The 12,901-nt window shown below is 47.0% G+C and carries 12 protein-coding genes and 1 pseudogene; 2 read left to right on the forward strand and 11 right to left on the reverse strand.

Annotated features, from left to right (window positions below; genetic code table 11):
- Window positions 1-8 precede the first annotated feature (8 nt).
- From rpsA to recA, 6 genes and pseudogenes are all read right to left on the reverse strand, one after another.
- A pseudogene (gene rpsA, locus Q7P68_RS03230) lies at window positions 9-2,369 on the reverse strand (30S ribosomal protein S1).
- Entirely contained in the window at window positions 2,353-3,105 is a 753-nt protein-coding gene (locus tag Q7P68_RS03240; RefSeq protein WP_304222726.1) for a pseudouridine synthase, read from the reverse strand. The pseudogene rpsA and the gene Q7P68_RS03240 overlap by 17 nt, the downstream one beginning before the upstream one ends.
- Window positions 3,098-3,643, reverse strand: coding sequence for an SMC-Scp complex subunit ScpB (scpB, locus tag Q7P68_RS03245; protein WP_304222729.1), 546 nt, complete (start codon window positions 3,641-3,643; stop codon window positions 3,098-3,100). Before scpB ends, Q7P68_RS03240 begins: the two co-directional genes overlap by 8 nt.
- On the reverse strand, window positions 3,624-4,379 hold the full coding sequence (locus Q7P68_RS03250) for a segregation and condensation protein A (protein WP_304222732.1): 756 nt from the start codon (window positions 4,377-4,379) through the stop codon (window positions 3,624-3,626). The genes scpB and Q7P68_RS03250 overlap by 20 nt, the downstream gene beginning before the upstream one ends.
- Window positions 4,379-4,897: a 2-amino-4-hydroxy-6-hydroxymethyldihydropteridine diphosphokinase gene (gene folK, locus Q7P68_RS03255; protein ID WP_304222734.1), complete on the reverse strand. Its 519-nt coding sequence runs from the start codon at window positions 4,895-4,897 to the stop codon at window positions 4,379-4,381. Before folK ends, Q7P68_RS03250 begins: the two co-directional genes overlap by 1 nt.
- Entirely contained in the window at window positions 4,881-6,176 is a 1,296-nt protein-coding gene (recA, locus tag Q7P68_RS03260; RefSeq protein ID WP_304222737.1) for a recombinase RecA, read from the reverse strand. Before recA ends, folK begins: the two co-directional genes overlap by 17 nt.
- 117 nt (window positions 6,177-6,293) lie before the next feature.
- Here recA and prs point away from each other — a divergent pair, with 117 nt between their 5' ends.
- Window positions 6,294-7,394, forward strand: a complete 1,101-nt coding sequence (prs, locus tag Q7P68_RS03265; RefSeq protein WP_304222739.1) for a ribose-phosphate diphosphokinase — start codon at window positions 6,294-6,296, stop codon at window positions 7,392-7,394.
- A gap of 9 nt (window positions 7,395-7,403) precedes the next feature.
- Here prs and dtd read toward each other — a convergent pair whose 3' ends face one another.
- The 5 genes from dtd to rpe form a co-directional block, all read right to left on the reverse strand.
- Entirely contained in the window at window positions 7,404-7,853 is a 450-nt protein-coding gene (dtd, locus tag Q7P68_RS03270; RefSeq protein ID WP_304222741.1) for a D-aminoacyl-tRNA deacylase, read from the reverse strand.
- Window positions 7,850-9,004, reverse strand: a complete 1,155-nt coding sequence (locus tag Q7P68_RS03275) for a tetratricopeptide repeat protein (RefSeq protein WP_304222744.1) — start codon at window positions 9,002-9,004, stop codon at window positions 7,850-7,852. The genes dtd and Q7P68_RS03275 overlap by 4 nt, the downstream gene beginning before the upstream one ends.
- A gap of 18 nt (window positions 9,005-9,022) precedes the next feature.
- Window positions 9,023-10,060, reverse strand: coding sequence for a hypothetical protein (locus Q7P68_RS03280; RefSeq protein WP_304222747.1), 1,038 nt, complete (start codon window positions 10,058-10,060; stop codon window positions 9,023-9,025).
- A complete protein-coding gene (locus tag Q7P68_RS03285) occupies window positions 10,060-11,070 on the reverse strand; it encodes a tetratricopeptide repeat protein (RefSeq protein ID WP_304222750.1) in 1,011 nt (336 codons plus the stop codon). Before Q7P68_RS03285 ends, Q7P68_RS03280 begins: the two co-directional genes overlap by 1 nt.
- An 84-nt stretch (window positions 11,071-11,154) precedes the next feature.
- Entirely contained in the window at window positions 11,155-11,814 is a 660-nt protein-coding gene (gene rpe, locus Q7P68_RS03290) for a ribulose-phosphate 3-epimerase (protein WP_304222752.1), read from the reverse strand.
- A gap of 127 nt (window positions 11,815-11,941) precedes the next feature.
- Between rpe and Q7P68_RS03295 the strand changes: the two genes are divergently transcribed.
- A complete protein-coding gene (locus Q7P68_RS03295) occupies window positions 11,942-12,880 on the forward strand; it encodes a tetratricopeptide repeat protein (RefSeq protein ID WP_304222755.1) in 939 nt (312 codons plus the stop codon).
- The last annotated feature ends 21 nt before the right edge of the window (window positions 12,881-12,901 follow it).

A 12,901-nucleotide genomic window follows, 5' to 3' on the forward strand; every position in this document is an offset into this window, starting at 1 on the left:
TCATTACCTTATTTGGAATCCCTGGATTTTAACATATCTCCCAGGGTAAAGGTGGATTCATTGGTCTTCTCTTCGGCCATGTACTGGGAAATCGCTTCCCGCTGCACCTTTTTCTGGTAATCCCGAATGGAGAATGCTACCTTTTGTTTATCAGGCTGCAACTCAAGGACCACAGCCTTAATTTTATCACCAACCTTGTATTTCTTAAGAGCCTCTTCAGGATCCTCTTCCCGATTTTCCGTGAGGTTAGACTTGTGAATAAGTCCTTCGATACCTCCGGGAACCCGTACAAAGATTCCAAAATCGGTGACTGAAGCTATTTCACCTTCGATCGGAGAACCTACCTTATAAGCCTCCGCAAAGGTCTTCCAGGGGTCCTCAGAAAGCTGTTTAATACCCAGCCGGATGCTCCGGTTTTCAGGTTCACAGGCAATGACCATGACTTCTACTTCCTGGCCAACCTGAAGTTCGCTGCCCGGATGCTTGATTTTCTTTGTCCAAGACAGGTCATCCACATGGAGGAATCCGTCGATGCCTTCTTCAAGTTCAACGAAGGCGCCGGCGTTGGTCAATTTTACGACCTTACGGGTAAGACGGGTTCCAACAGGATATTTTTCAGTAATAGTTGTCCAGGGGTTGGCAGTAACCTGCTTGAGTCCCAGCGAGACCCGACCAGCCTGGAGATCGTAACCCAGAATCATACATTCGACTTCATCGCCGATCTTAAGGACCTCTTCTGGCTTCTGAATCTTCTTAACCCAGGAGAATTCAGAAATATGAGCCAAGCCTTCAATACCTTCTTCGAGCTCAATAAAGGCACCAAAATCGGTGAGCTTGGTTACCTTGCCTTTTACGATGTCATTAACATGGTACTTGTCTTCAAAATGCACCCAGGGATCGTCGGTGAAGTGCTTTAGGGACAGGTTAATACGCTTTTCAGCGGGATCAATCCTGATAACCTTGAGCTTAATTTCCTGACCTTTTTTAACAAAGTCCTTAGGCCGGGTAACATGACCCCAGCTCATATCGTTGATATGCAGTAGTCCATCGAAACCGCCCAGATCGATAAAGGCCCCAAAAGAAGTGAAGCTTTTTACCGTTCCGACGACTTCATCGCCAATTTGAGTATTGGCAAAGAAGGCCTGACGGCGGCTTTCTACTTCTTCTTCCATCCATTTGCGGCGGTTAACAACGATATTAACCTTGCCGTCCGAATAGAGCCGTTCCACATAGAACTTAGACTTTATGCCAAGCAGTTTTTCAGGCTTATCAACTTTGTTAGCATCGGACTGGCTGATGGGAAGGAATGCCTTAACACCGGCCCCTAGATTCACATCATAGCCGCCCTTGACTACTTTTTCGATAACCCCTTCCACAGGAACATGATCCTGGAAAGCTTGCCGAAGGTTCTTCCAGAAGACCTTTATATCTGCCTTCTGCTTAGACACAATGACTTCTCCGTGCTTATTTTCTTTCGTGATAAGCACGACCGAAACGGTATCACCAACCTTCGGAACTTCGGTGAACTCCGCTATTGGGATCTTTCCCTCCGACTTGTAGCCTACATCGACAAATACCTGGTCTGGGGTTACCTGAATCACGTACCCGTCGACTAGCTGGCCCTCTTCAAGTTGTTCGAGGGATTTAAGATACTCTTCCTGTAATTGTGTCTGGATGTTGTCCGCGGAGTTTTTAGACTCATCCATTTCCACTTCCATCTGACCCATAATTGATCCTTATAACTGAATTTTCTCTATCAATCTGTCATAAACTTGCTCAATGGTCAAGTCCGATGTATCTAAATAGCTAACTCCATCGGCAATTTTAAGGCTCCCTTCCGCTTTATTCCGGTCAATCTCGTCCCTTTTGCGAATACCTTCGGCAATATCTTCAAGGCTCAGCTTAGAAACCCCCTGGGTGTAGCGTCTCTTTGCCCGGGCTTCGGGGCTGGCGTCGAGGAAGAAACGGTATTCAGCGTCGGGAAATACCACGGTAGTAATGTCCCGGCCCTCAACTACCACATTTTTTCCCGCTGCGATAGTCCGGACCAGGGCATTAACGACATGGCGGATAGGCACGATTGCAGAAAGCTGGGCTACCCAGGCATCTATTTCATCGCTATGGAGCTTGTCATCCACCTGCTCTCCGTCCAGTATTACTTTCTGGCCTTGGTAATCAATACGGGCTTCCTGGGCGCAGGCAAGAGCCTTTTCCGGATTTATGGGGCTGATACCTTTGCGCAAACACCTCAAGGTAATAGCCCGATATAAGTTTCCTGAATTGATGTAGGTAAAACCGAGTCGTTCCGCCAGCAGTCGGGCGATGGTGCTTTTTCCGGATCCTGCGGGCCCATCAATCGCGATAACCATGAGCTTTTCTCCTGTTTTTATAGCCTTCGGTATACTTTTGAAACTGCTTCAATTCTTCAGCTGTCAGCGGTCGGCTCTGCCCTTCAGGAAGTGAACCTAATAAAAGGTGCCCGATACGAACCCGATGCAGCCTTTGGGGATGCAAATGGAAGTATGAAAAAACCCGCCTGATTTCACGGTTTTTTCCTTCTATCAAAACAACCCTGACGGATTTCCTTCCCAGCCGTTCTATGGAAGCGCAGGTATATCGCTCCCCTTCTATTTCTATACCCCTGGAAAAGGCTTCCAGCATGCTGTCCGGAATGGGTACCGTAGAATCCACAAGATATTCCTTTTCAAGTTCCGCCGAAGGGTGACCCAGGGCAGCTGCAAAATCGCCGTCGTTAGTAAAAATAATCAGACCCGAAGAGCGGAAATCAAGCCGGCCTATGGTATAGACCCGTTCGGTTATGTTCTTGGGAAGCAGGTCCTGAGCTAAGGGTCGGCCCTGGGGGTCCCTGGCGCTGCAGATATAACCCGCCGGTTTATGCAAAGCGATATACAGTTTCTGCTGTTCCAGCCGCACCGCTTTGCCATCTACCAATACAGTATCGGCTTCGCTCACCTTGGTCCCTAGTTCCGTAATGGTAGTTCCATTTACCGAGACCCGGCCTGCAAGAATGAGTGCCTCCGATGCACGGCGGCTCGCGATGCCGCAGCGGGCTAAAAAGGCTTGAAGTCGTATTGGTTTATCCATTGAGTTCAAACCTGTCCCGATCGCTTTCATCGAGTTTAGGCAGATCGGCGATACTTTCCAATCTGAAAAATTTGAGGAATTCCTTAGTGGTACCGTATTGAATAGGTTTCCCGGGCACGTTTTTTTTACCGACCTCTTTAATAAGGCCCCGATCAAGGAGCAGACGAATCATGGTATCCGCCGAAACACCCCGTATGGCTTCTATTTCCCCCCTGGTAATGGGCTGAGAATAGGCAATAATGGAAAGGGTTTCCAGAGCGGCCTTTGAAAGTTTTGCATCGTTCTTTTTGCCGTACCGGTCCCGCAGAACATCCCAATACTCTTTTTTGGGAGCGATGAGGATGCCTCCCCCGACTCGGGAAAGCTCTATGCCGCTGTCGCTGCGGGAAAAACGTTCCTGCAAATTCTCCAGGGCCTTTTCAACCACATCTTTAGAGAGCCCAGAAATGCGTATCAGAGCAGCTTCCTCTATTGGTTCATTTTCGAGATAGAGAATTGCCTCTATGAGGGCGGTTTCCTTATCCAACTGCAACTCCATCGCTATTTACCTTCTCGTATGGTTTTATAATGATGTCCCCAAACATTTTATTTTGATATATCGAAACCATTCTGAATTTTACCGCCTCAAGGATTGCGAGGAACGCACAGACAATATCCATGACGGATCCGCTGCGGACCACAAGATCGGTAAAATTGCACTGTCCCTTTGTTTCCAATAGTTCGGTCATAAGGGCCATTTTTTCATTGACCGTGACCTCCTCAAAAAGGTCAATAATCCGTTCGCTGGTCAGGTTTGTCATGAGACTGGAAAAGGTTTTTAATAGGTCCCAGACATCTACCTTTTCCCACAGTTCCACATCCGCAAAAGGAAGAGCCCGTTGCAGTTTTTTACGCTCAATGACCCATTCTGCTTCCCGTTCTTTTTCTTCCATGAGCTCGGTGAGTTTTTTGAGTTTTTGGTATTCAATGAGCTTATCAACCAGCTCCTGACGGGGATCTTCGATTTCATCATCCGCTTCTATTTCAATAGGCAGCAGCATTCTGGATTTGATATACAACAGGTTTGCGGCCATCATATGAAATTCAGTGAGGTTTTCAAGATCAAGTTCTGTAGCATAGGTAAGGTATTCCAGATATTGTTCAGTAATCTGGGCTACGGGTATATCGTAAATATTTACCTCATTCTTTTTAATTAAAAAAAGAAGGAGATCCAGGGGGCCTTCGAATTGTTGTAGTCTGAATCGATATGCAGCGTTTTGGTTAAGTTCTTCCATTAATGCTGATTATAGTCATCAAAATCAGCATAGTAAATACCCTGGCTTTCCAGGTTTTCATAGATTTTCCAATAATAGTCCCCGGTCCGGGGATCCTGCGCTTCTGGTTCAAGATTTAAGAGCGGAAGGAGGGCAAATTTCCGTTCATGGAGCAGGGGATGGGGAATAAGCAATAGAGGCGGTTCGGATACAACAAGACTCCCCATAAGAAGAATATCGATATCCAGAGTACGTTCTCCCTTGGATCGTTCCTTGCTCCTATCCCTTCCATATTGAGCTTCAATTGCCTGAACAGATGCAAGAAGCTGCATCGGGGTACCTGAAAAGTTGCCTGCTACAGCACAGTTAAAAAAATTGGGCTGATCCAGTACATAGCGGGGTTTGCTGATGTATATGGGGGAGCAGCGCAGGTCTTCTAAGAGGGTGCCTAAATCGGCGACAGCCTGTTTTAATATTGTTTTGCTGTCGCCCCTGTTCGATCCCAGCCCAAGAATTACCGGATTAGAAGAGTTCGTCATCTTCTGATGATGCAGGTTTGGTAGGCCCTGCCTTTATCTGGGATGCTCGGGGGGCTGCTGCGGATGCGGCAGAAGCCTTAGGAGCCGCTGCTGAGGGCCGTATTTCAGAACCTGCACCAGCAGTTCCAGCCGCCGCTGAAGCAGGTTTTGCGCCCTGCGTTATTGCGCCCTGCGCAATAGCACCGGGTATTGCAGCGGAGCTTGCCCCAGTCTGTTGAACCACCTCTGGTTCTTTCATCCCGGGAAACATAATAGCCCTGAGTTTTTTCTCGATTTCAGCCGTAAGCGCAGGATTATTTTCCAAAAATTCCCGGGCATTGTCCCTACCCTGGCCTATTTTTTCTTCCCCATAGGCGTACCAGGCACCTTTTTTGTCGATAATTTCATATTTAACCGCCGCATCCAGAATGCTGCTCACGGCGGAAACGCCCTTACCGAACATTATGTCCAGCTCAGCCTTGCGGAAGGGCGGCGCGACTTTATTCTTAACTACCTTAACCCGAACCTTGTTGCCCACCGCGTCGGCTTCGCCCTTTTCGATGGTTTCCATTTTTCGGACCTCCAGCCGCACCGAGGCATAGAATTTAAGGGCGTTTCCGCCGGTCGTAGTTTCGGGATTGCCAAACATAACGCCGATTTTCATGCGGATCTGGTTAATAAAAATAAGGATAGTTTTGGATTTTCCGATGGTTGCGGTCAGCTTGCGCAGGGCCTGGCTCATCAACCGGGCCTGGAGTCCCACATGGGCATCCCCCATTTCACCTTCTATTTCAGCCTGGGGTGTTAAGGCTGCAACCGAGTCTACGACAATTACGTCCACTGCGCCGGAACGTACGAGGCTTTCGGCAATTTCCAGGGCCTGCTCTCCCGTATCAGGCTGGGAGACCCACAGTTCATCAATATTAACACCCAGATTTTTAGCGTATACCGGATCCAGGGCGTGTTCAGCATCGATAAAGGCTGCAATGCCGCCCCGCTTTTGGGCTTCTGCGATAGCATGCAGGGCCAGGGTGGTCTTTCCTGAAGATTCAGGGCCGTAAATTTCTATAATTCTTCCCCGGGGATAACCGCCAATGCCAAGGGCTTCATCGAGCAAAATGGAACCACTGGGTATAATTTCTATGCCTGCTGCATTGACATGGGTGCCGAGCTTCATGAGGGAGCCGGCGCCGAATTGTTTTTCTATCTGCAGCCGGGCCACTTCCAGGGCCTTAAGTTTTTCTTCAGTGCTTGCCCGCTGTTCCTGATTTGAACCATTTGCATCAATAACCTTTGCCACCTTAGCCTCCCCTTTCTGTACGGACCTTTTTCATTATCTGCTTTAACAGTACACAAAATTTGCAATTCTATCAACCAAGGGCTCGACGGATTTTTAAAGTCATCGTAGGATTAGAATATGCAAAATGCCTTTGCCATAGTGGCTACCCGTTCAATGCAGGAATATGCAGATAAAGTGGTACAAAAACTGGTTCATTTTCCGAGTTTTTCTGACCAGGCCGAATGCATCAACAGGGTTGATACACTTAAGGTGTCCATGTTTGCCGATGGAGAACTTGAAGTATCGGTGGCCTCATCTCTGCGGGGGCAGGATGTCTACCTTTTTGCCAATGCGGCCCGAAATATAGCGGGTATTCCTGTAGAAGAAGCGAAAATAGAGCTTTACCATGCGGTGGACGCCCTGAAACGGGCTCAGGCGGAACGGATTATCGTGTTCGAACCCTATGTTTCCTGTTCCCGGTCAGACAGGACCACCCGGCGCAACTCGGTAGGGCTCTGGATACATTTTAAGATCCTGGCGAGCCTTGGCACCCAGCATATTATCACCTACCAGCTCCATTCAGATAAATCTAAAAGTATGGTGGATCCAACGATTTGTGCTATTGATGATGTCCCGGGGCTGACGCTTTTAAAAAGACATCTCTGCGATACCTATATACAGACCTTAGACCAGTTAGAGTCGGTTGTACGGCCCCATTGGGCGTTTTGCAGTGTCGATGCGGGGGGCGAAAAACTTGCTCGGAGCTTTGCCAATGCCTTTGGGGCACCCCTCGTGGTGGCCCACAAGCAGCGGGATTATTCCAAAGTCAATACCGTAGAGTCTATCAACATACTTTCTGCGGAGCCGATCAAGGGCAAGGTACTCTGGATCGTTGATGACATGGTAGATACCGCTGGGTCGGTGTACAGTCTTATAAAAACCCTTGCCAATTTGGAACCAGCGGAGATTAACCTGCTTGCGGTACACGCGGTTTTTTCGCCCCCCGCCATGGACCGGCTCTGCGAATTAAGCAGCCAGGGGCTTTTAAAACATATCATGGTTACCGATACGGTGTTTTGTCCCGAATGTTTTATAGAGGATTTGCCTAACCTTGAAATTGTTCCCTCTACGGAGCTATCCGCAAAAATAATCGCCACCATAGCGGAAGACAAATCCCTGGGGAAGCTGCTCCAGCCCTTTAATGCGGCAGAATACCTGAGTCGTCCCCGGCTTTTGTAACTCGAGAGATCAAAATAGTTTTGTCGAATCTAAAAGTATGGTAACAGGCCCTTCGTTGGTATAGCGAACCTGCATGGATGCCTGAAACATACCGGTGGCCACAGTAAATCCTCGGCTGCGGAGATTTTTAACAAAATATAGATACAGCTGATTTGCCTTTTCCGGTTCGGCCGCATCTGAATAAGAAGGTCGTCTGCCTTTCCGCGCGTCTGCAAGCAATGTAAACTGTGATACCACGAGGATTTCTCCGCCTACATCCTGAACAGATCGGTTCATTTTATCCTGTTCATCGGTAAAAATGCGCAGGTTAGCTACCTTTTCAGCTAAATAATCCGCATCCTGCTCGGTATCTTGGGCGGCAACCCCCAGATATACCAGGAGTCCCATCGATATGGCTCCTACAGTTTTTTCGTCTACCGATACAGATGCATCAGACACCCGCTGAACAACGGCCCTCATCGCGTAGCCTCCGGACTGGGTAACGCGACAGATTGATGAATAGCAATGCCCTTGAGCGCGATTTTCCCTCCCTCTTGAATGACCACAGAACCAAGCACTTCTATGGGGATTTCCTGGTTTATTGCCACCGCGAAGGGAAAAGCCACGGGCACTATCCCCTGCAAAACAGTCTTCATGTCGTAGCCAACCAGTAAATCAAAACTGGTAGCTTTGTTTCCCTGTTGAACATTTGCTGCCATCCCTTTCCAGCGCACTGTCACGTTATGGTACAGATAGGGGTCTTTTTGAACATCAAGGAATGAATAGAGATCCTTCAGGGTATGAAAATCGGGAGTGGTCGTATAAGAAAGCAAGAGCGAAGCCTTAGCTTTTATTGCTTCAGAAGCGTTAGATTCAAGTATTCGGTTAATTTCTATTTTTGCGGCATCGTCCCTAAATTCTGCAAAAAGCGCCTTTGCCTTATCGTAACTTTTTAATACCTGATCCCGAGTCAGCACATAGCGGAATGAACCTGAGGTCTGAACTACGGAGCGGAGGTCATTTTCATTTAAAGTGAGGCTATCCATTCCCTGCCGACCCTGTTTTTGTGAAACAGGAAATGGATTGGGAAGCATACCTGTTGCCATGCCTAAACCAGCTATTCCAACAATAATAACAACTGCCCCAGATGCAAAAAGAAGGCGGCTACGCAGGCTGCGCGGTACTGGCGGCGGAGGGGGGAAAGTTTTTTTAAGAGCACCGGTTTCAAGCCAGGCTGAAAGGGCTTCCTTATCTCCATATTTACGAATAATCTGCAAACCTCGATTGGCAAGTTTCAATGCGATTTTAGATCGATGAGGATTGGCCAATTCCAGATCCTGCACCTCTAAATACAGTTCTACCGCTCTATCGGTTTCTCCCCTCCGTATATGCAGAGATGCAAGTCCGAGCAATGTATAAGAATCCTGCATTTTTAGTTCCCGGCAGCGCCTTAAATAGGTATGGGCCCCGCCAAAATCACCGGAATAGAGGCATGAGATGGCCAGAATATAGTAAAACCGATGAGAGTCATGGTATCGCAGTACTTCAGGCTCAAGAAGACGTATGGCTTTACCATACTGGCCCTGACGTGCATACCGAGCGGCCTTGGTTAGTAAAGGATCAAGTTTCATCCTATGCGTTACCGTGTATTACCGAGACTCGTTTTTAGCCTTAAGCTTAGAAATGATTGACTCGAGAGCTGCCAGGTCATCCTCAGTTACCATACGCTGTTCAGTCAAAATACTGTCTATCCGGTTCATTACATCTCCAACCATAATGAGGTCTGTTCTGAGTGACAATTCATCAACAGATGAATCAGATGGAGTACTTCCGAGCAGCTGCGATATATCACCTTCTACACTTTTGCCAACATTATCAAAACCCTTTTCAGACGCAAGGGCGAACATGATGGAAACGGTACGGCTTGTTCCACGGGGAATTAACACCAGTTCATAATAATAGGCCACCGCTGAATCCCCAATTGAATAGGGAAGCAAATTAAAGTTTCTGCCATTACTTGGATTTACCTTCCAGCTGGCATCATTAAGTCGTTTCCAGTTGGCAAAATGAACCATATCGGGTCTTGTTATACCAGAATATATGATAGATCCCATAAGACCCAGGCTTTCATTTTTAGAAATCCAAAAAGCATCATTATCCTTTGCTGTAAGCAGGATTTCAGACGGGATGTTTTGCAAATCCGTATAAAAGTGATTGGTGCTATTTTCACCCAATGAAGTATCAAGAACGAACCGAATACCAACAGGGATAGTCTTCTCTGCCTTGTTGGTCACCTTGATATTCATTTTTATTCCGTTTGCCAAGGTAGATCCGCCAGTCCGAATAAACTCAAATTCTTGTATTACGTCAAGCATGGAGGATTCAAAAACCAATGCGGGCTTTGAGAGTTCATTCTGAACTCGCAGGCGGAACATGGTACTCTCTCCAAGCCGGTATGCTTTGTCATCTACAAGGATGCTCAAAAAGGAAGTTCTCGGATCCTTATCCACAAAAAGGGCTTGATACCGTTCCTTTTTTATATCCGTCAGATAGTAGAGTGAAAAACGACCGGTAGTTTCATTAAGAACGAGCTTAATCCGTCCTTCTGAAAAATCAGCGGCACCAATCTGGGCTACACAATTAAATAACAACACACTAAGCAGAAGGGACAATAAATACTTTTTCATTATTTTTTTTCTCCCTGATTAGCAGAAGCGGCAAGCCGATCTAACAGCAGCTTTTGCAATTCAAGCGCTTGAGCCTTAAGCGCAAGCAGTTTATTGATTTGTTCCTGGGATAGTTTTTCTGTGCTTGGTATTTCTGTCGCAGGCTGCTCGATCTCTTTTGTCTGCGGCTGGCTTGATCCGGTTTCTGTAGGCGGTACAGCAGCTACTGTTGATTGAACTGGCTGCGATGAAGCGGTAGCCAATGCGGCTTCTACTTCAGCTAATTTTTGTTTGAGCTCCTTATTTTCCTTTTCTAGATCCGCCAAATGTGTGTCTTTAAGCATTTCTGCGATCCGTTTTTGGTAAGCTAATATGGCCTGTTCATAGGATCGTTCACGCCGCTGGTATTCTTCTACGGTCCTCAGTGATTCTTCATGACTCCACTTAAGAAGGTTGAGTAATTCGCTTTCTATTTTTTTCTGGTCCACCAGGGCTATACGGTAACTGGCAGCTTCGAATTTAGAGCTCTGCGGGTATTTCTCCGTTATTATGGAAAAGGTATTTCTGGCATCATCAAGCCGGCCAAGGGCAAAAAGACATTCACCTATCCAGTAATATGCTGAAGCTTTCCGGTTTGCATCCTGCATCACATCAGCATAGGTCTTAAATATCGGTATGGCTCCATCAAACTGGTTAAGATAAAAAAGAATGCGAGCCTTGTTATACATGGCTTCGTAATACTTGCTATCCTTTTGAGCATTTTTTAAGTATGCTTCCACGTCCTGCAGGGCCGCTTCGTAGGAGCCGGCAAAAAGTTCTGAAAGAGAAATCCAATAGAGGGCTTCATTTTTAAGGGCCATATCATCCGCAGTGGTTTGGACACGGCGAAGGGTGAGTACCGCGTCCTGCCATTTTCCGTCACGGTAATATTCAAGCCCCTTTTCCAAAAGTTCCTTGGGAGTCTGGGCAGCAACAATACCGCAGAACACAACAGCGAGGAGCATGAAAAGGGCATTACGTTTTGAAACCATCGATGGCTCTCCTATTTATTGTATAAATTTCGGCGGATTAGCTCTGAAAATCAAGGCCTTCACCCTGCACTCATGATGGCTGTATTAAAAAACTTCTCCCTTTAACGCATGAACTAGGCCGTTTTTGTCCTGGGCTGAAAAAAAAGCAGAACCTGCAATAAGCACATCGCAGCCCGCATTCCGTACAAGGGTGGCTGTCTCTTGATTAATACCTCCATCGGCGGCAATCAGGAATGATAGATCCTTTGCCTTTCGGATAGATACCAACTGCTTGATTTTATTCAGGCAGGTAGTAATGAGGCTTTGTCCGCCAAACCCAGGATTTACGGTCATAATTAAAATTTGGTCCACATAGGGCAGCAATTCTTCTACATGGCTGACCGGAGTCGATGGTACAATACTGATTCCAGGTTTTTTCCCCAGGTTTCGGATCAACTGTACGCTGCGGTGGGCATGAATGACTGCCTCTAGATGAAAGGTAATATAATCGGCGCCTGCCTCTGCAAAGGCCGGTATGAGGCTGTCCGGATTTTGAATCATAAGGTGAACATCGAAGGGTAAACGGGTATAGGGTCTCAAATCGCTTACCATTTTGGGCCCGAAGGTTAAATTGGGCACAAAACTGCCGTCCATTACATCGATATGGACCCAATCGGCGCCAGATCTATCAATCTCTGATACAGCCTCACCCATGCGGGCAAAATTTGCGGATAAAATAGAAGGAGCAATAAGCGGACTATTCATATAGCCCCATGATAGACTGCAAAACGGAGCTTGTAAAGGCAACCATGATTGACTAAGGCGGTGGAAATGGTATAATAAGTGAATTGAGGGACGATGTTTTACCAGATATTACCCTCTTATTCAAGTCATGGATGCAGAAACGTCAATACAGGGGCTCCTTCAGAAAGCCTATGATAACCTGAAAGCCTCTGATGCATCATCGGCCCTGGCCGCTCTGGAACATGCACTCCAGATAGACTTTGAAGATCCGGAAGTTGTCTATGCCCTTAAATGCGTTAACTGGTGGGTTGAACGGACTAAACGGGGCGAAGAAATTCCAGATTTTTTTAACAGGGGCGAATTTTACCTAGCTCAGTGGAAAGCCTTTTACGGTTTCCTTGATCGTATAGGTCCAGCCTTTGATCGGTGCATTTATGCAATCCGGCGCTTTGTGTTCTCTTCTGCCTTGGCCTGCTTTAAGCAGCTGGCAATGGACGGAGGCGAGAAACAGGACCCAGAACTATTGCTCCGGATTGGCCGCTGTTACAAAGGGGTAGGCAACTACGAACAGGCTTTGCAATATTTGGAAGAAGCCGCAGGCGCAAAGAAGGACGATGCGGAAGCAATTTCCGAACTGGCCGATGTGTATGCCTTGGTGGACGAAGTCCGCCTTGCAAAGGCTCTCTTTAGAGAGGCTTTTTTTATCAATCCCCAACGGATTGACCTGCGGTCCATGGAATCGGATCTTATCCTTTTGCTTCAGCAAAAGGTACAAGAACTTGGATATAAAAGCCCCGAACTTGAGGAGTGGATACCGGTATACGGTGTATTGTTTGGAGTTTTCAATATTAAACGGGAACTCCGGGCTATTGAATTGGGAAAATTGAAACAGTCAATTTTTACCATGGAGAACGAATTGCGGGACAGACCTGAACAACAGAATATTCTGATCCCCCGCCTGATTAACCGGTACTTTTGGCTGATAGACCACTATACCCGCAGCGGAGAGGATGCTTCCCGTATCGACGAACTGCTGCTCAAAATCAGGGTGCTTAATAAATCGATCTATGAACGGTATGTCAATTAATTTTCGTCTGATATAGACAGG

This window comes from Gracilinema caldarium, assembly GCF_029265695.1.
GTDB lineage: Bacteria > Spirochaetota > Spirochaetia > Treponematales > Breznakiellaceae > Gracilinema > Gracilinema caldarium_A.